At 30.9% G+C, this 19897-nt stretch carries 15 protein-coding genes; 7 read left to right on the top strand and 8 right to left on the bottom strand.

Annotated features, from left to right (window positions below; all coding sequences use genetic code 11):
• Positions 1 to 153 precede the first annotated feature (153 nt).
• Positions 154 to 1023 (top strand): lipoyl synthase, encoded by an 870-nt coding sequence (gene lipA / locus CW731_RS00805; RefSeq protein ID WP_100944924.1) that lies wholly within the window; start codon positions 154 to 156, stop codon positions 1021 to 1023.
• Positions 1024 to 1318: 295 nt separating this feature from the next.
• Here the strand turns inward: lipA and CW731_RS00800 are convergent, their stop codons facing one another.
• The 3 genes from CW731_RS00800 to CW731_RS00790 all read right to left on the bottom strand — a co-directional run bounded on the left by CW731_RS00800 (position 1319) and on the right by CW731_RS00790 (position 5621).
• On the bottom strand, positions 1319 to 2599 hold the full coding sequence (locus CW731_RS00800; RefSeq protein WP_100944923.1) for a dipeptidase: 1281 nt from the start codon (positions 2597 to 2599) through the stop codon (positions 1319 to 1321).
• Between the two features lie 121 nt (positions 2600 to 2720).
• Positions 2721 to 4079: a pyridoxal-phosphate dependent enzyme gene (locus CW731_RS00795; protein WP_100944922.1), complete on the bottom strand. Its 1359-nt coding sequence runs from the start codon at positions 4077 to 4079 to the stop codon at positions 2721 to 2723.
• 306 nt (positions 4080 to 4385) lie between these two features.
• Positions 4386 to 5621 (bottom strand): ABC transporter permease, encoded by a 1236-nt coding sequence (locus tag CW731_RS00790; RefSeq protein ID WP_100944921.1) that lies wholly within the window; start codon positions 5619 to 5621, stop codon positions 4386 to 4388.
• Positions 5622 to 5624: 3 nt separating this feature from the next.
• Between CW731_RS00790 and CW731_RS00785 the strand changes: the two genes are divergently transcribed.
• Positions 5625 to 6896 (top strand): exo-beta-N-acetylmuramidase NamZ domain-containing protein, encoded by a 1272-nt coding sequence (locus CW731_RS00785; protein ID WP_100944920.1) that lies wholly within the window; start codon positions 5625 to 5627, stop codon positions 6894 to 6896.
• Between the two features lie 150 nt (positions 6897 to 7046).
• Here the strand turns inward: CW731_RS00785 and CW731_RS00780 are convergent, their stop codons facing one another.
• Entirely contained in the window at positions 7047 to 7571 is a 525-nt protein-coding gene (locus CW731_RS00780) for a YkgJ family cysteine cluster protein (RefSeq protein WP_100944919.1), read from the bottom strand.
• Between the two features lie 166 nt (positions 7572 to 7737).
• Here CW731_RS00780 and argS point away from each other — a divergent pair, with 166 nt between their 5' ends.
• The 3 genes from argS to CW731_RS00765 all read left to right on the top strand — a co-directional run bounded on the left by argS (position 7738) and on the right by CW731_RS00765 (position 11628).
• Positions 7738 to 9513, top strand: a complete 1776-nt coding sequence (gene argS, locus CW731_RS00775) for an arginine--tRNA ligase (protein ID WP_100944918.1) — start codon at positions 7738 to 7740, stop codon at positions 9511 to 9513.
• A gap of 165 nt (positions 9514 to 9678) precedes the next feature.
• The gene (gene lpdA, locus CW731_RS00770) at positions 9679 to 11067 is read left to right on the top strand and encodes a dihydrolipoyl dehydrogenase (RefSeq protein ID WP_100947585.1); all 1389 of its coding nucleotides are present in this window, start codon (positions 9679 to 9681) and stop codon (positions 11065 to 11067) included.
• Positions 11068 to 11253: 186 nt separating this feature from the next.
• Positions 11254 to 11628, top strand: coding sequence for a LysM peptidoglycan-binding domain-containing protein (locus tag CW731_RS00765; protein WP_100944917.1), 375 nt, complete (start codon positions 11254 to 11256; stop codon positions 11626 to 11628).
• Between the two features lie 65 nt (positions 11629 to 11693).
• Here the strand turns inward: CW731_RS00765 and CW731_RS00760 are convergent, their stop codons facing one another.
• Positions 11694 to 13184, bottom strand: a complete 1491-nt coding sequence (locus CW731_RS00760) for a hypothetical protein (protein WP_100944916.1) — start codon at positions 13182 to 13184, stop codon at positions 11694 to 11696.
• A 148-nt stretch (positions 13185 to 13332) separates the two neighbouring features.
• Between CW731_RS00760 and CW731_RS00755 the strand changes: the two genes are divergently transcribed.
• Positions 13333 to 13932, top strand: a complete 600-nt coding sequence (locus CW731_RS00755; protein ID WP_100944915.1) for a hypothetical protein — start codon at positions 13333 to 13335, stop codon at positions 13930 to 13932.
• Positions 13933 to 14019: 87 nt separating this feature from the next.
• On the opposite strand, the gene rlmF is transcribed toward CW731_RS00755, so the two are convergent.
• From rlmF to CW731_RS00740, 3 genes are all read right to left on the bottom strand, one after another.
• Positions 14020 to 14874, bottom strand: coding sequence for a 23S rRNA (adenine(1618)-N(6))-methyltransferase RlmF (rlmF, locus tag CW731_RS00750; RefSeq protein WP_100944914.1), 855 nt, complete (start codon positions 14872 to 14874; stop codon positions 14020 to 14022).
• 118 nt (positions 14875 to 14992) lie between these two features.
• Positions 14993 to 16585 carry a bacillithiol biosynthesis cysteine-adding enzyme BshC gene (gene bshC / locus CW731_RS00745; RefSeq protein WP_100944913.1) on the bottom strand — a complete coding sequence of 531 codons (1593 nt, stop codon included), beginning with the start codon at positions 16583 to 16585 and terminating at the stop codon, positions 14993 to 14995.
• A 2-nt stretch (positions 16586 to 16587) separates the two neighbouring features.
• Positions 16588 to 17250: a class I SAM-dependent methyltransferase gene (locus CW731_RS00740; protein WP_100944912.1), complete on the bottom strand. Its 663-nt coding sequence runs from the start codon at positions 17248 to 17250 to the stop codon at positions 16588 to 16590.
• A gap of 135 nt (positions 17251 to 17385) precedes the next feature.
• Between CW731_RS00740 and CW731_RS00735 the strand changes: the two genes are divergently transcribed.
• Positions 17386 to 19869 (top strand): M14 family metallopeptidase, encoded by a 2484-nt coding sequence (locus CW731_RS00735; RefSeq protein WP_100944911.1) that lies wholly within the window; start codon positions 17386 to 17388, stop codon positions 19867 to 19869.
• Positions 19870 to 19897: the final 28 nt, after the last annotated feature.

Here is a 19897-nt window from a genome sequence, read left to right as displayed (position 1 = left end):
TTCTGATTGGGAACATTTTAAAGCTGGAGTATTTGGTAGTTTTTAAATACACCAGCATTCTTTTTTCATTAAACAATCAGTTTAATTACTAAAGCTATTAATCGCTTTTTTTCATAGAATTCTTTGTAAATTTGCATTCTAATAAAGTTAGAAATGGCAATAGAATCTGTAGTACTTCCTGAAAGACCTAAAAAACCAAAATGGTTGCGTGTAAAATTACCAGTTGGTAAAAAATACACAGAACTTAGAGGTTTAGTAGATAAATATAAATTAAACACCATTTGTACAAGTGGTAGTTGCCCAAATATGGGTGAATGTTGGGGTGAAGGAACCGCAACATTTATGATTCTGGGGAATATCTGTACACGTTCTTGTGGCTTCTGTGGCGTAAAAACCGGTAGACCAGAAACGGTTGAATGGGATGAGCCAGAAAAAGTGGCACGTTCTATAAAAATTATGAGCATTAAACATGCTGTAATTACTTCTGTAGATAGAGACGATTTAAAAGATGGTGGTTCTATAATTTGGGCAGAAACTGTAGATGCAATTCGTAGAGCAAACCCAAAAACAACCTTAGAAACTTTAATTCCAGATTTTCAAGGAAACACAAAACAAATTGATAGAGTTATAGCAGTGCATCCAGAAGTGGTTTCTCATAATATGGAAACTGTTAGAAGGCTAACACGCGAAGTTAGAATTCAAGCAAAATACGATAGAAGTTTAGGTGTTTTAAAATACCTAAAAGAAAACGGAATGCGCACCAAAACGGGTTTAATGTTAGGTTTGGGTGAAACGGAAGAAGAAGTAATACAAACAATGAAAGATCTACGTGAGGTTAATTGTGATGTAATTACAATCGGTCAATACTTACAACCTTCTAAAAAACATTTGCCTGTTAAAGAATTTATAACACCAGATCAATTTAAAAAATATGAAACTTTAGGTTTAGAAATGGGCTTTATGTATGTAGAAAGTGGTGCTTTAGTACGTTCTTCGTACAAAGCGCACAAACATGCTGTGTAAAAATTCTTAAGTTGATAATTCATTCCTTAAAAAAATTAAATATCAATACTAAAAATAAGTATAAACGAACGATTCTCTAACGAGAATCGTTTTTTTATTAAGAATATATAAAAACTACATAAAGCCATCACTTACTTATATTAAAAGGCACTTTGGCACAATACTTGTAAAAGAACAGATGAAAAGAAAACAACGTAGTAAACTGTTTTCATTGTGTAAATTATTTGAATTAGTTAATTAAAAAAAACCATCTCTTTGAGATGGTTTTTTGATTTTATAAAAAGTAAAATTAAACCTATGCCTTCAACTGGATTTCTTTAGCTATTTTTTCTACTTCGTCTAAAACACGTAATAAATTGCCATTCCAAAGTTGTGCTATTTGTGCTTCAGTATATCCTCTTTTAACTAACTCTACAGTAACATTTAAAGTTTCAGAAGCATCGTTCCATCCTTCTATTCCACCACCGCCATCAAAATCAGAACTGATTCCAACATGGTCTATTCCCATTTTTTTAACTAAATAGTCAATATGATCTACAAAATCAGTAACAGCTACAGGTGAAAAATCTGAGGTTTTAATTTTCGTTTTTGCTTCTTTAGAAAGTTTTTTATAGACTTCAATTGCGGTTGCTTGTTCAGCTCCTTCAAGGTTTCCAATCTCCCATCTAGCATGCAATTCTAAGTTTTGCTCATTCGCCAATCTCTTCATCACTTTTTGAAGTTCATCATTATAAGCATTATGTTTTTCTGTATTCACATAAGAGCTAAAAGCAACTGCTTGTACAACTCCCCCATTCTCTTTCATCCATTGTAATTGCTCATCATCTAAATTCCTACTATGATTACACAAGGCTCTTGCAGATGAATGAGACGCTATAATTGGCGCCTTAGACAACGCAATCATATCTTTCATAGATTTTTTTGAAGGATGAGAAACATCAATCATAATTCCCCATTTATTCATTTCTTTAATCACTTCTTTTCCTAGTTCGCTTACGCCATTGTGTAACCAAATGCTGTCTTTTTCTCCTGTATTAGAATCACAAAACTGACTGTGGCCATTGTGAGAAAGACTCATATATCTTGCTCCTAAGTCATGAAACTGCTTCACTCTAGAAATATCTGTTCCTAAAGGATATGCGTTTTCAACACCAATCATGGCTACTTTTTTTCCTGAAGCATAAATTGCTCTAGCTTCTGCAGAGTTTACAGCCAAACCAATTCTTTCTGGCGCAATTTCTTTTGTTAGTTTATGAATTGCCTCAAACTTACTCATTGCATTTTTATATGCTTTGTTATAACCTTCTTCTGTTAAATCTCCTTGCCCAGTATACACTATAAAAAAAGCAACATCTAAACCTCCTTCTTCCATGTTTGGTAGGTTTACTTGGTTGTCTAATTTTTGCGTGTAATTTATAGAATCTGTAAAATTATTTACATTAATATCTACGTGCGTATCTAAAGTCATAACACGTTTATGAATTTCTTTCGCTTTAGACATAACGTCTACTTCTTTTTTGGTCTCTTTACAAGAAGTTACAATTAAAAGTACTGCTAGAATTTTTAGGTATTTCATTTTGATAAAAGTTTGTTATTTTGATAAAGATAGCAAAATTTACAACACTAAAAAACCACCTCAAGGAGATGGTTTTTAACTTTATATCTAAGAGACTAAAACAAGTTTAACTTCATTAAAATTATATTGCGCTTATAATATCATACTTGGTAATAATATCATAGTTTCCGTTTTCTAAATCTACCAAAACAGCCTGATTCTCTTTGGTAATCAACTTAGAAATTACTTCTAACTTTGCAGATAGTTTTACAATAGGATACGGTTTTCCCATAATATCCTTAATTGGTTTATCTGCGATATTTTTATCTGCAATAAAATTGTGTAATAACACAGATTCATCAATAGAACCAACAAAACCATTTACATCTTTTACAGGAATTTGCGATATTTTAAAATCGCGCATTCTCTCAATTGCATGCGAAACTAATTCTTCTGTCTGTGCAGCAACTAATGAATTTCCTGAATGATTCTTAATGATATCTGCAGCCGTTTTAATCTCTTCTTCCAAGAAACCTCTATCACGCATCCAATCATCATTAAACATTTTACCAACATACCTGCTTCCATGATCATGAAACACAACTACAACAACATCTTCTTTTCTAAAATGCTCTTTTAATTGTAACATTCCTTTGATAGCAGAACCCGCAGAATTACCAACAAATATGCCTTCTTCTTTGGCAATTTTTCTAGTATAGACCGCTGCATCTTTATCTGTAACCTTGGTAAACCCATCAATTACAGAAAAATCTACATTTTTAGGTAAAATATCTTCTCCAATTCCTTCGGTTATGTATGGGTAAATTTCATTCTCATCAAAAATACCTGTTTCATGATATTTTTTAAATACAGAACCATACGTATCTATTCCCCAAACTTTAATATTAGGGTTTTGTTCTTTTAAGTACTTTGCAGTTCCAGAAATAGTTCCTCCTGTTCCAACACCAACCACTAAATGCGTTATTTTACCGTCCGTTTGTTCCCAAATTTCTGGTCCTGTTTGCTCGTAATGCGTTAACGCGTTACTCGGGTTGTCATACTGATTTACATACCAAGAATTAGGTGTTTCTGCTCCTAAACGCTTAGAAACCGAATAATAAGATCTAGGATCTGTTGGTTCTACGTTTGTAGGACACACAATTACTTCTGCACCAACAGCACGAAGAATGTCCATTTTTTCTTTAGATTGCTTGTCAGACATTACAAAAATACATTTGTAGCCTTTTATAATTGCAGCCAATGCCAACCCCATTCCGGTATTTCCAGAAGTACCTTCTATAATTGTTCCTCCAGGTTTTAAACGTCCGTCTGCTTCTGCATCTTCTACCATTTTTAATGCCATTCGATCCTTTATAGAATTTCCTGGATTAAACGTTTCTACCTTTGCTAAAACTAAAGCATCAATCTCTTTTGTAACCGAGTTTAATTGCACTAAAGGTGTATTACCAATAGTTTCTAATATATTTTTTGCGTATTTCATTTCTATAATTTACAGTTGCAAAGGTAATTATTTTTTGGGCGTTACCTAAAAAGGTCGTGCTTTCATTACTCGCTTTTTTTAATTTTGTTCTCGATACAAATTTTTGAAAAATGAAAATTCACTAGAACTAACAATAAAAAAGAGCTCAAACACGCCATTCAATCACTAACGCAAATTGTCTGCCAGCAAATAGATGCGCTAAAATTTTATAGAAATGCTGCGTTAGCGATTGAAACGGCATCCTTTTTCGAGGAACGAGGAAAAGATATAGTGAAAAGCGCGACCTGTTTAGGGAACGCCCAAAAGCTATGCAAACTTAATAGACTTCGACGGATTTATTTTGGTAATAATATAAGAAGGAATGATAAGCATTAGAAAACACAAAACTAATGTACCTATATTTAACGCCAAAATTGCGCCAATAGAAATATGAACTGGCATTACAGCAACATAATAAGTTTCTGGATCTAACGTAATTATTTTAAAGAAATACTGAATACCAATAATTGATAACCCAATCATATTTCCCCAAAAAAGTCCTTTTAAGATTAGATAAGATGCGTTGTACAAAAAGATTTTACGAATGCTCGAATTATGACTTCCCAAGGCTTTTAAAATACCAATCATTTGTACACGTTCTAGAATTAAAACTAGCAATGCAGTTATCATATTTATACCTGCAATTAAAATCATAATTCCAATTATAAACCACACATTGTTGTCGAATAATTTAATCCAATCGAATACGGTTGGGTATAAATCTAGAATAGTTTTGCTATTTAAGGTGGCTCCAATTTCACTATAAATCTCATCTCCTTTAGCTTCTATATCATCAAAATTATCTAGCACAACTTCGAAACCGCCAACTTGGTTTTCTGTCCATTTATTTAATTTCTGCACTTCTCTAATATCGCCAATCATCATGTTTTTATCAAACTGAGCGAAACCAGAATTGTAAATTCCAGAAATAATATACTTTCTATTGGATGGTAATTTACTGGAAGTAGTTTTTAAGAAAGTGGCAGCAATAGTGTCGTTTAATTTTAATTGTAAACGACTCATAACTGTTTGAGAAAGCAGCACCTCTTTTGTTCTTGGTTGTCTAAAATCTGGTAATTTTCCTTCCACCAAATATTCCTTGAACAAGGTCCAATCATAATCTGTAGAAACTCCTTTAAACACAATACCTTCAAAATCTGTGTCTGTTCTTAAAATTCCGCCTTTAGAAGCAAATATTTGTACATTTTTTATGCCTTCTATATTTTTAAATTCAGGATAGAAATCTTGTTCAATAGCTATAGGTGTTGTAGAAACATCAGAATTATTATTGTCGTAATTTACAACCTGAACATGCCCTTTAAAACCTGCCATTTTATCGCGAATCTTCGTCTGTAAGCCAGATGCTGTTGCCACAGCAATAAGCATAATCATTATTCCCAATGCAATTGCTGTAATTGCAATTTTTATTATTGGAGATGAAATGCTATTTTTATACTTTTTGCCAGCAATAATGCGTTTTGCAATAAATAACTCGTAATTCAAACTATGATCAATTTTAAACCCTTCAAAAGTACATATTTATTCTTATTTCTCTTACTGAATTTTCAGCTGATTTCTTGTGCACAAAAAGTAAAAGTTCAAGATTCTAAATCTAAAGGTCAAAATTTAGAAAAGGAAAAGTTAATAATTAAAACAGGGGCAGAAAGAACCGATTTATATTTAGATCTTTTAAAAGGGAAAAACGTGGCTATTGTTGCAAACCAAACTTCTGTTTTAACGGTTTTACAAAGAACTGAAGTTGCACCAAATGTAATGGGTTCTAAAAAAATTATGCATCATCTAGTAGATTATTTACACAATTACAATGGTATCAATATTAAAAAAGTTTTTGCACCAGAACATGGTTTTAGAGGAAAAGCAGACGCCGGAGAAGTTGTAAAAGACGGTATTGATACTAAAACAGGATTACCAATTGTTTCGCTTTACGGAAAAAACAAAAAGCCTTCTGTAGCACAATTAGCAGGAATTGATGTGGTGCTTTTTGATATTCAGGATGTTGGTGCCCGTTTTTACACCTACATTTCTTCTTTGCATTATGTAATGGAAGCGTGTGCAGAGGCAGGAATTAAAGTAATTATTTTAGATAGGCCAAACCCAAATGGTCATTATATAGACGGCCCTGTTTTAGAACTAGAGCACAAATCTTTTGTTGGCATGCATAAAGTTCCGGTGGTTTACGGAATGACTATTGGAGAATACGGACAAATGATAAACGGAGAAAAGTGGTTAGAAAACGGTATACAATGTGATTTAAAAGTGATTCCATTAGAAAATTATACGCATAAAACAGAATATAGTTTGCCCATAAAACCATCGCCAAACTTACCAAATGATAAAAGTATAAATCTATACCCGAGTTTGTGTTTTTTTGAAGGAACAAATATTTCTGCTGGTCGTGGAACAGAAATGCAGTTTCAAATCTATGGTTCTCCTTTTTTAACTAAAGGTAATTTTTCATTTACTCCTCAAGCAAATGAAGGTGCAAAATACCCAAAGTATAAAAATAAATTGTGCTTTGGTGAAGATTTAAGAAAAGCAGCAAACCTTAACAAACTCGATTTATCTTATTTAATAAGAGCCCACAAACAAAATACTTCTAAAGACTTCTTTAATAATTTCTTTACCAAATTAGCAGGAACAAAAGAATTACAACAACAAATAGAGCAAGGTGTATCTGAGAAAGAAATTAGAAAAACTTGGGCGGAAGATTTAGAGAAGTTTAAATTGGTTCGAAGTAAGTATTTGATGTATAATTAGTTTTTTATTTATTACTGAACCGAATAACAAGTAGAAAACAACGACCTAAAATCATATTATTTAAAACTAAAAATCACTCAAACGAACAGATTTATGTGTCGATTTGAGTGATTTTCTAATATTTTAAAATTCTTAAAAAATAAAACTAAATTAAGAATGTTTTACTTTTTTATTACCTTCTAAAGGCAAACGTTTCTTTAAATTTTCTACAATTCTATATGCTGCAGGACAAACTTCTGTATTATCTATTGTTAAATCTGTAATACCAATAAACTTTTTACGGTTTGTGTGCGGATATTCTGCACAGGCTTTTGGTCTTACATCATAAATAAAACAAGAATTATCAGATTCATCAAAAAATGAACAGGGCGCTGTTTTTAAGACTAAAAAATCATCTTCATCTCTTAGTAAGTACTTCTCTGTAAAAGCAGCTGCTTTCATTTTTAAAGACTTAGAAATTCTGTCTACATCTATGTTTGTAAAAATAGGACTTGTAGTTTTACAACAATTACCACAATCTAAACAATCTGTTTTTTTAAACTCTTCTTCGTGCAATTCTTGCATTAAATAGTCCAACCTTTTTGGTGTACGTTTCTTTAATCTTGCAAAATATTTCTGACTCTCCTTCTTTGCTTCTTTTGCTAATTTTGGTAATTCTCTTAAACGCTTTTCCATCATAAAAATAGGTTTCGACTCCGCTTTACCTTAGATATTAGAGCTCCAGAATCGGAGTTTGAAGGTTATAACGAATAACCCTGCAAAAATACAATTATTCTTGCCCGAAAATGGTTCTAAAAAACAAATAAAATTCTTAATTTTGCAATTCAATTTTTTTAAGTAAATGAATATTCAAAACACCATAGAAACCAAAGTAAAAGAAGGTTTTTTAGCTTTATATAATACTGAAATTCCATCTGTAGAATTTCAAGCAACAAGAAAAGAATTTGAAGGCGATATTACAGTCGTTGTTTTTCCTATGTTGCGCTATAAAAAAGGAAATCCTGTTCAAATTGGTGAAGACTTAGGGAAATACTTAGTTGAAAACGTCGAAGAAATAACTAATTACAATGTTGTAAAAGGCTTTTTAAACTTGGTAATTGATGATGTTTTTTACACTAATTTTTTCAATTCAATTTATGCTGACGCTGCATTTGGTTTTATTTCGCCAAAGGCGGATGAAAAAGCGATGATGGTAGAGTATTCATCACCAAACACCAACAAACCTCTACATTTAGGGCATGTTCGTAATAATTTATTAGGCTATTCTGTTGCAGAAATTATAAAAGCTTCTGGTAAGAAAGTTTATAAAACTCAGATTATTAACGACCGAGGAATTCATATTTGTAAATCTATGTTGGCTTGGGAGAAATTTGGAAATGGAGAAACACCTGAATCTACCGGTTTAAAAGGCGATAAATTGGTTGGAAATTATTACGTAAAATTCGATCAAGAATATAAAAAAGAAATAGCGCAGTTAATTTCTGAAGGTAAAACGGAAGATGAAGCTAAAAAACAAGCTCCTTTATTTGTTGAAGCACAACAAATGTTGTTAAAATGGGAAGCTGGAGATAAACAAGTCGTTGACTTGTGGGAAACGATGAACTCTTGGGTGTATGCTGGTTTTGAAGTGACTTATAAAAATATGGGTGTTAATTTTGACACGTTGTATTACGAAAGCAATACCTATTTATTAGGAAAAGATGTGGTTGCACAAGGTTTAGAAAAAGGGGTGTTCTTTAAAAAAGAAGACGGTTCTGTTTGGTGCGATTTAACAGAAGATGGTTTAGATGAGAAAATTGTGTTGCGTTCAGACGGAACAGCCGTGTATATGACACAAGATATTGGTACTGCTATTCAGCGTGTAAAAGATTTTCCTGATGTTGGCGGAATGGTCTATACAGTTGGTAACGAACAAGATTATCACTTTCAAGTCTTGTTTTTAATTTTGAAGAAACTTGGTTTCGACTGGTCTAAACAATTACATCATTTAAGTTACGGTATGGTAGATTTACCTTCTGGAAAAATGAAATCTAGAGAAGGAACCGTTGTAGATGCAGATGAGTTGATGTTAGAAATGACGGCTACAGCCAAAACAATTTCTGAAGAATTAGGAAAGTTAGACGGATATTCTGAAGAAGAGAAAAACGATTTATACGAAACAATTGGTTTGGGTGCATTAAAATACTTTATTTTAAAAGTAGATCCTAAAAAGAGAATTTTGTTCGACCCAAAATCTTCTGTAGATTTTCAAGGAAATACAGGTCCTTTTATTCAATATACATATGCTAGAATTCAATCTATTATTAGAAAAGCAACTTTCGATTATTCAAAATCTGTAACGATTGAATTGCACGAAAAGGAAAAAGAATTATTAAAACAATTAGAATTATATCCTGAAACAATTCAGCAAGCAGCTGCCAATTATTCACCAGCAATTGTTGCAAATTATACGTATGATTTGGTGAAGGAATTCAATTCTTTTTATCAGAACGTTTCTATTTTAGGAGAAGAGGACCTAGATAAAAAAGTATTTAGAGTTCAGTTAGCTAAAAAAGTTGCGGATACTATAAAATCTGCATTTTCTTTGTTGGGAATTAGTGTTCCAGAGAGAATGTAAAAAAAGTTGGCAGCTGCAGTATGCAGTTGGCAGTAAGACCAAAAGTTAGTAAATTAGCACGCGTTAGGGATTGAAGTGGCATCCTTTTTTGTTTTTACAAAAAAGATAGAACGGAAAGCCCGCTCGAACGCCCAAAATAAAGAAATAAAAGTTAAAAATACAATTATGAAATACGACATCATTATTATTGGAAGTGGTCCTGGAGGATATGTTACAGGAATTAGAGCTTCTCAATTAGGCTTTAAAGTTGCCATTGTAGAAAAAGAAAATTTAGGTGGAATCTGTTTAAACTGGGGTTGTATTCCTACAAAAGCATTGTTAAAATCTGCACAAGTGTATGATTATTTAAAACATGTGGATGAATATGGTTTAAAAGCTGAAGCTATTGATAAAGATTTCGAAGCGGTTATTAAAAGAAGTCGTGGTGTTGCAGACGGGATGAGCAAAGGTGTTGCTTTCTTAATGAAGAAAAACAAAATTGATATTATTAACGGTTTTGGTAAAATTAAAACGGGTAAAAAAGTTGATGTTACTGCCGAAGATGGAAAAGTAACTGAATATAGCGCAGACAATATTATTATTGCAACAGGTGCACGTTCTAGAGAATTACCAAACTTACCGCAAGATGGTAAAAAAGTAATTGGTTATAGACAAGCAATGACGTTGCCTACACAACCAAAATCTATGATTGTTGTGGGGTCTGGTGCCATTGGTGTAGAGTTTGCTCATTTTTATAATTCTATGGGAACAGAGATTACTATTGTAGAATTTATGCCAAATGTAGTGCCTGTAGAAGATATAGATATTTCAAAACAGTTTGAGCGTTCTATTAAAAAAGCGGGAATTAAAGTAATGACAAATTCTTCTGTAGAATCTGTAGATACTTCTGGTGAAGGTGTTGTTGCAACTGTAAAAACAAAAAAAGGTGAAGAAACTTTAAAGGCTGATATTTTATTATCTGCAGTTGGAATTAAATCGAACATCGAAAATATTGGTTTAGAAGATGTTGGTATTATTGTAGACAGAGATAAAATCTTAGTAAACGATTTTTATCAAACAAATATTCCTGGTTATTATGCTATTGGTGATGTGGTTCCCGGACAAGCTTTAGCACACGTTGCTTCTGCAGAAGGAATTACTTGTGTTGAGAAATTAGCTGGTTTACATACAGAACCTATCGATTACGGAAATGTACCGGGTTGTACGTATGCAACGCCAGAAATTGCATCTGTTGGTATGACAGAAGCGAAAGCAAAAGAAGCTGGTTACGAATTAAAAGTTGGTAAGTTCCCTTTTTCTGCTTCTGGAAAAGCAAAAGCTGCTGGAACACCAGATGGTTTTGTGAAAGTAATTTTTGATGCAAAGTACGGAGAGTGGTTAGGTTGCCATATGATTGGTGCTGGTGTTACAGATATGATTGCTGAGGCAGTTTTAGGTCGTAAATTAGAAACTACAGGTCATGAAGTATTAAAAACAATTCACCCACACCCAACAATGAGTGAAGCAGTTATGGAAGCTGTTGCAGCTGCGTATGATGAAGTAATACATTTGTAAAATTATAGAACCAAGAATTTAGACACTAGATTATTATCTTTTTATAAAACCTGGAAACTAAAAACAAAAGGAATCTAAATATAATTTCAACTACATAATTAGTAGTTTTATCGAAAAACCGAAACAAAATGTTTCGGTTTTTTTGTATATTTATAGTATTAACAACAATTATAAAAAAGAATTAAAATGAAAGCAAAATATCAAAGTGTTCTTAACTTAGGTGAAGAATTAAATATTAAAAATGGTGATGTAAAGGAAGAAAATGGTGTTTTACATGTTACAGGAACTGCAAAAAACCAATATGAAAAAAATCTTCTTTGGGATGAAATAAAAAAAGTTGGCGGCGAAAATCCTTCTGATATTATGGCAGATATTAAAGTAGAAAATACTGCTGTATTTGCAAATCATACGGTTGCTAAAGGAGAAACTTTAGGTAAAATAGCGAAGCAATATTATGGTAAAGCTTCTAAATACACTGTTATCTTTGAGGCAAATACAAATATTCTTAAAAACCCAGATGTTATACAACCTGGTCAAGAGTTAGTGATTCCTAACTTGTAGAAATAACAACATATGACAAAAAAACCGAAGCAAATCGCTTCGGTTTTTTTAGTTCATAAATTAACTTATGAAACCAAAGACTTTTGTAAACCCTTTTCAATATTCTTCCAAAAATAGTTCCAGAAAGATTTTGTTTGATCTCTTTCTAACTTTTCAATTTTCACTTTTACCATTCCGTTTTTCGAAGAATCTCTTATAAATAAATTTGCCAACCAACTGATAACTGTCTTTTTATTTTTTTCTTCATCTAAGATTTTAATGTTGAAATTATTAAAATCTAAATTTAATTTACCGTTAGAGGCAAAATCATTTCCTTCAAAATCAAAATACATTTTATCTATAAAACCATCCATTTTTACATTCATGGTTGGTAATAAGAAAGAACTCATATTTTTAGATGTTATATCTAATAAACTGCCTTTTATCCTAAAATCATCATTTTTATTATTAATATCAAACGTCCATTCAATCTCTAACGGAGAAGATTTCATAAAACTCGATTGAATTTTAGCTGTAGTTAATTTTGTCTCCTTATTACTGTTATTATTAATATTACTTATTTGAGCATTTAGATTATCAAAAATTAAGACACCAGATTCATTTCCTTTTATCGTGTATTCTTCATAAATAAGTTCAGAATTTTTTATTTCCAAATTCTTAATATCAATACCAAAAGGTAAATCTCTAAGACTTTTACTATACAAGTCTTTTCTTTTATTTGGGTGCTCGAGCAAGGTTGCATCTAAATACAAGTTAAAAAAAACATCCTCTAGTAAAACATCATTTGAAGTAAAGGTTAATCGTTCTTTTTCTTCAATTTGAATATTAGAAAATATTATTTTCTTACTAAACAACGTCAATAATTCTTTTTCTTCGGAAACATCGTGAATGTATGTTTTTCTAGATTTTAAAGGAACAATTTCTACACTATCTAAAGATAAATGATCCTTTTCAAAAACCAACCTAGAAAATTTTACTTTTTGAACTTTCGAAAATTGCATTTCAAAATCTGTTATTGAAGCTTCTATATTAGAGTATAGAAAAGGAATTGATGTATTTAAAGTTGAATCTAACTCAAAATTATTAATTTCAAAATAAATACTTTTCGCAATCAATGGAAAACGATCACTCTTTATAATATCAATTTCTAAATTATCGAATTCAATGTTTTCTATTTTCAAGTCCAAAGACTTGGGCTTTGAACTCTCTTTTTCAACCTCTTTATCAGTCTCTTTCTTTGTGATTTTTCCTGTAATTTTCGGATTTATCGTTTTTAAATCAGATATATGAATTGATTTATTTTTTAGATATTGATAATAAGAAATCCCTTTTATTTCTATCTTTTCAATTTTAAAATGAAGACTATCTTTTACTGTTATAACATTACTTAAAGAAACATTTCCTAACAATAAATTCGTAGAAATAGCATCATAACTTAACTCCTGAGACTTTAAATAAGTAGAAATTTTATCTGTAGCATAATAATCAGCCATTTTATAAATTCCCAAAATAGCTGCTAGCACTAAAAATATTTTAAAGGATTTTCTTTTGTTCATGTATTTTTAATTTAATACAAATTTAATACGGAAAAATATTTTTTCTTACACCAATACAGAAAAAAATTAACTGATATCCTTCAATTTTAGTTAAAAATAAGACTAGACTCGATTTTGTATCTTATTTTTGTGGCAAATAAATAATACTTTGATTACAAACAAAAAGGTTTTTTTTACAGAAACTCTAAAAGCTCTTGTTAAATTAATTGTCGCAGGAATTCTTATTGGGGTTTTAAAAGAATATGATTTTTGGATTGCACTTATTTTAGCTGCAAAAATTTTTCATAATATTTATAAAGACATTATAAGGCCCAAAAACAAAAATTGGTTATTGTTAGCAGGAATGTTACTAACATGTTTTGGCGGAATTGTGGGAGAAACTTGGGGCGTTGCAAATGGCTATTGGGAATATCATAAAGTTACAAGAGAATTACCGCTTTGGCTACCTTTTGCTTGGATATTGGCTTTCCATTATTTGTACAAACTAGAGTTAAAATTAATTCCTTTGTTAAAAAATAAAAGCCAAAAAAATAAAATTTTTCTGGCTTTAATACTCGCTTTAATTCTACCAGCTTTTGGTGAAATTATCACTATTTACTTAGGTGTTTGGACGTATTATTGGCCTTACCAACTTTTCGGTGTGCCTTTATATGCCTTTATTTGTTTGGTATTTGTTCACATGTTGGTCTACACAATTTTACATTTTGTTTGTAAAAAGTATAAAATTAACGATGTCGTTTTTAATTAGTTATTTAGTGTTATTGCGAAGAATGAAGCAATCTTTTTATTTTAATAAACAGATTACTTCGTCATTCTTCCTCGTAATGACGTTAGCCTAAAACCTCCAACACGCAATTCTAGTTACTTTATTTCCCTGACTCATTGGAATTACTTTAAACTCTACAGCGCCTAATTTTGCTGAAGATTTTTCTAAGCTCTTAATGTTTTCCTTTTTAGAAACCAAACTAGTAAACCACTTACTTTTCTCTTTAAACAAAGAACTTTCGTATAAATAGTTATGTAAAAATGCTTTTTCTCCACCAATGTACCACAACTCATTGTTGTTACCAGAGAAGTTTCTTACGGTATTATTTCCTAAATTTTTATTCTTACGTTTATTTGCTCCTTGTGCTTCTTCTGCCGATTTAAAAAATGGCGGGTTGCACATTACAGCTGAAAAAGAATCTCCTTCTTTTAAAATTCCTTTTAAAATTTCTTCTTCTTTTACTTGATGGCGTAATTCTATCTTGCTTCCTAAATCATTATCATCTATAATATCTTGAGCGGTATCTAAAGATTTTAAATCAATATCTGAAGCCACAAAACTCCAGTTATATGCTGCAACACCTAAAATAGGGTAAATACAGGTTGCTCCCGTTCCAATATCTAAAATCTTAACATCAGCTTCATCTGAAATTAGATCAGCTAAATAATGAATGTAATCTAAACGACCAGGAATTGGCGGGCATAAATTTTCTTTGGGAAAATCCCACACAGAAATTTTATCAAAAGAAAACAATAACGCTTTATTTAATTCTTTTACAGCCTCCGGATTAGAAAAATCAATCGTAACAACATCAAACTGATTCTTTGAAACGAAAGGTGCTAATTTCTGATTGATTTTGATTAATTCATCAAAGTTATAACCGTTATTAAATTTATTTTTTGGGTGAAGATTTTTTTCTTTCATAATATATCGTGTCATTGCTAATTCCAAAAATTTAGGAGACGCAATTTAAGCTGTAAAATTAGTGTTTATTTTTAGATTGCCACGGTATTCTTACTCGCAATGATGTATAAAATTTATTCTACAATTCTAAAATCGTAAATTCTAGCTCTAAAGGTTTTAAAGATTCTTTTAGAGCTGCTATAAAAGTAGCCCCATATTCTAAATAATACTCAGAGAAATTACGTTGTCTTTCTTCTAAACTTTGGTTTGGTAGCAGTTCATTTTGAAGCGCTGTAATTCTTTCTACTAAATCGCTTTGCCTTCTTTTTTCTGCTCTTAATAATCTTTTCTGAAGATTTTCTAAGCCTTTAATTTGCTTTCTCTCTTGCGCATTTACTGCATTTACAAAAGAAACATCTGTCTTTTCTGCAACTACTTTTAACTCAGAAAACTGATTTTCTAAATATTGAATTTTCTCATTAAAGTCAACTTCAATATCAGCGTTTTCTATTACCTTTTTAGATAATAATTCATGCTGATTTAAAAAGAGTTCTTCATGAGAAATCGTTAAATTATCTAGTTTTTTTTGTTGCTTTTCTGCTATTACTTGCACAGAATTGCGCAATAACAAAATAGGAAAAGGAACATTTACTTTTTCAAAATAATTCTTTAACTCAAACCAATAGGCAATTTCTCCTCCTCCGCCTAAATAGCAAAGATTTGGTAAAATTACTTCTTGATACAAAGGTCTCATAATAACATTGGGCGAAAATGCTAACGGATTTTCATCCACTTCTTTTAAAATTTCAGTCTTAGAAAAAGTGATGTCTGTATTATTTACTTTGTAAACCCCGTTTTCGAAAATAATGCGTTCGCGAGAATTTTTACTCAAGTAAAATAAATTTATTTCTCTTGGGTTTACTTGAATTTTATAGTTTTCTTCTAATTTAGAAATGGTTTTAGAAACTTCTTTAAATGACGTTTCGTTTTCTAATTCGTCTTTTACAAAAGGTATAAAAAGATTTTTCAAATCTTTATCATCACCATCAATAATTACCAAACCATATTCTTTAAACAAATCGTTTGCAATAAAACGTGTAGCATCTGCTAAATTATTGTGTTCTAAATATCCTTTAGAAAATAATTCTTTTAAATACTTGGCATTTTTAGAACCGCCTAATTGGTTTGCAAAAACGGCTAAAACATCTTCCAATCCGTCGGTAGAAAAACGTCCAACTGCGCCGCCATCTTCTCGCGTCCATTTTACTTTTTTCCCTTCAAAATTAAAATAATTAATTTCATCAAAATCATGATCTTCAGTTGCCATCCAATACACGGGAACAAAATTTTTCTCAGGAAATTTATGACCTAATTCTTCCGCTAAATTAATGGCAGAAATAATTTTATACAAAAAATACAAAGGCCCTGTAAACAGATTTAATTGATGCCCTGTAGTGATTGTAAAGGTGTTTTTTAATTTTAAAAGAGCTATATTTTCTTGCGTTTTTTCCGAAACATCAAAATTATGATACTGTTTTTTTAAAGCATCTACTAAAACCAATCGAGATTGTAAACGATATGATTTTTCTTTTTCTTCTATTTGATTGTGAAAACCTGTAATATCTGGAAAGTTGTTATAAAATGGTTGTATCGTATCTTTTTTCTCTAAATAATCTAGCATTGTTTTAGAGAAGAAGCCTGTATTTTTAAATGGAATTTGTGTTACTTTCATTTTTAACTTTTTCTTTGAAACAATGAATAAATATAAGGTCTGTCATCTCCGTTAGGATTTACAAACGTATGATTAAAACTTTTTATAAGCTCAAAACTAGGGCCTAAGTTATTTTGTAACATTGCCACGGAATATCTTTTTAAAGGCAAACCACAACATTTTTCTGCACCATTTTCTGCAAATACCGCAATGATTACAAATCCGTTTAGTTTTAAAATTTTCTTCAATAGATTAAAATAAGTGGCAATCTCTTCCTCTTTTAAAAAGAAGTGTAAAACAGCTCTATCATTCCATAAATCGATATTTTCTAACGTATTTAATTTTGAAGGATTTAATAAATCATCCACCAAAAACTGAACTTTACCACTATCTCCTACTCTACTTTTTAAAGAAGTTAAAGATGCTTCTGCTAAATCATTTGCAATAATATTAGAAAAACCTGCTGCTAATAAATTATCTATTATAGTGGATGAACCTGCACCAACATTTAAAATAGTTGCATTTTTTGCAATTTTTGTTTCTTTAATTAATGCTAAAGTTTGTGCTGAACTCTCTTCGTACCAACCTAACTTTTCAGTTGAATTCTTACTATAGGCAGCGTTCCAATGCTTTTTATAATCTATTGCTGGTGCTGTAATTTTACAGTCAGTTTCGTTTGTAGTCATATATCAAAAATACTAAATTTAGAAGTTACAACGTTGCGTCAAATTGAAACTAACAAATATTTAACGAGTTTAACTTTTTTCATTTTAAAAAGAGCATATATATTCATTACTTTTGAAAACCAAACGGTTTATTTTATGAAATTTATATCATTTTTTATTCTTGCATTATTATTAACAACAAATATTTCTTCTCAACAAGTAAAGTCTCCCTCAGAGTTTTTAGGTTATGAGATTGGTTCTCGTTTTACAAGACATCACAAAGTTGTAGACTATTTTAAATACGTTAGCAGTACTTTGTCTAATGTAAAATTAGAAAAATACGGAGAAACAAACGAACACAGACCTTTGTATGTAAGTTATATTTCATCGGAAGAGAACATTATCAATTTAGAAAAAATTAGAAAAGACAATCTTTCTCAAACAGGAATTATTGCTGGAAATGCTACCAATAAAAAAGCAATTGTTTGGTTAAGTTACAATGTGCATGGAAATGAAGCTTCTAGCACAGAAGCAGCAATGTTGACTTTATATGAATTAATTACCTCTAAAAAAGCCTGGTTAGAAAATACCGTTGTTATTTTAGATCCGTGTATAAACCCTGATGGTAGAGATCGATACGTAAATTGGTACAATCAAGTAAAAAGTACGCCTTTTAATATTGATCAAAATGCAAAAGAACACTCAGAACCTTGGCCAAGTGGAAGACCAAATCATTATTTATTTGATTTAAACAGAGATTGGGCTTGGGCTAGTCAAGTAGAATCTCAACAAAGAATTGCTGTTTACAATAAATGGATGCCACATGTTCACGTAGATTTTCATGAACAAGGAATTAATAGTCCGTATTACTTTGCACCTGCAGCAGAACCTTTTCACGAAGTAATTTCTGATTGGCAACGCAATTTTCAAACTGCAATAGGGAAAAATCATGCAGAATATTTTGACAAAGAAGGTTGGTTGTACTTTACAAAAGAAAGTTTCGATTTATTGTACCCAAGTTATGGTGATACCTACCCAACATATATGGGCGCAATTGGCATGACGTATGAACAAGCTGGTCATGGGCGTGCAGGTTTAGGAATTAACACAGATGAAGGTGAAGTTTTAACCTTAAAAGACAGAGCAGCACATCATCTAACAACAGGCTTGTCTACCGTAGAAATTTCTTCTAAAAATGCTGAGAAATTAAATATTGAATTCAAAAAATTCTTCGATAATTCTAATTTGAATTATAAAAGTTATGTGTTAAAAAATGAGAATGAAGACAAAATGAATCGTCTTAAAAAATTATTAGACACGCATGAAATTAAATATGAAAATGCAAAAAGCGGCACTGTAAAAGGATACAATTACAACACGCAAGAAGAGGATAAATTTGATGCAAATAACACCGATTTAGTAATTCATACAAACCAACCAAAAGGAAAAATGGTAAAAGTTTTGTTTGAACCAAATGCTAAATTAGCAGATTCTTTAACCTATGATATTACTGCTTGGTCTTTACCTTATGCGCATGGTTTTAAAGCCATTGCTTCTAAATCTAAAATAAGTTCAACTTTTATTAATGATACAAAAACGGTAAAAAATATTATTGATACATCTGCTTATGCCTATATTTCTAAATGGAATAGTTTAGACGATGCTACTTTTTTAGGAGCATTATTGCAACACAATATTGTACCAAGATATACTGAAAAAGCATTTTCAGCAAATGGAAAATCATTTAAAAAAGGAACTTTAATTATTCTAAGAAATGATAATAGAAACTCAGACTTTGATACAAAAATAATCGAAATTGCAAATAAGCATCAACGAAGTTTAACCCCTATTTCAACTGGTTTCTCCGAAATTGGTGTAGATTTCGGTTCTTCCTCTGTAAAACCAATTCACAAGCAAAAAATAGCAGTTGTATCTGGTAAAGCTACTTCTTCTTTAAGTTTTGGTGAAGTTTGGCATTTCTTTGAAACACAATTACAATACCCAATTACAAATATTAATTCTACTAATTTTGGTTATACAGATTTAAGTAAATATGATGTAATTATATTGCCAAATGGCTACTATAATGCTGTCTTAAACAAATCAACTTTAACAAAAGTAAAAAAATGGACACGTTCTGGGGGAACTTTAATTGCTATCGGAAATGCCTTAAAAAGCTTTGCAAATAAAGATGGATTTTCTTTAAAAACTAAAAAATTAGAGGAAGAAGAGAAAGGTAAAGAAGACAATTTAATTCCGTTTGAAGATAGAGAGCGTAAAAGTGTTGCTAATTTAATTACAGGAAGTGTTTTTAAAAGTACCTTAGACAATTCGCATCCATTAGCTTTCGGATATGGTAAAGAGTACTTTTCTTTAAAATTAAGTGGAACTTCTTATAGCTATTTAAAAGAAGGGTATAATGTTGGTTATTTTGATAAAAATGCTAAAAATATTTCTGGTTATGCTGGTAGTAAAGCTGTGAAAAATGTACCCGAATCTTTATTATTTGGTGAAGAACCAATGGGTAGCGGAAGTGTAATTTATATGGTAGACAATCCGTTATTTAGATCTTTCTGGGAAAACGGAAAGCTATTTGTAGCCAATGCTGTTTTTCTTTTAAATTCTAATAAATTGAAGTAACATATAAGCGAAATCTAACATCTAAAAT

The sequence above is a fragment of the Polaribacter sp. ALD11 genome, from assembly GCF_002831685.1.
Classification (GTDB): Bacteria; Bacteroidota; Bacteroidia; order Flavobacteriales; family Flavobacteriaceae; genus Polaribacter.
Note: the sequence above shows the minus strand (reverse complement) of the source record. Positions and strands in the feature narration are given on the sequence as shown.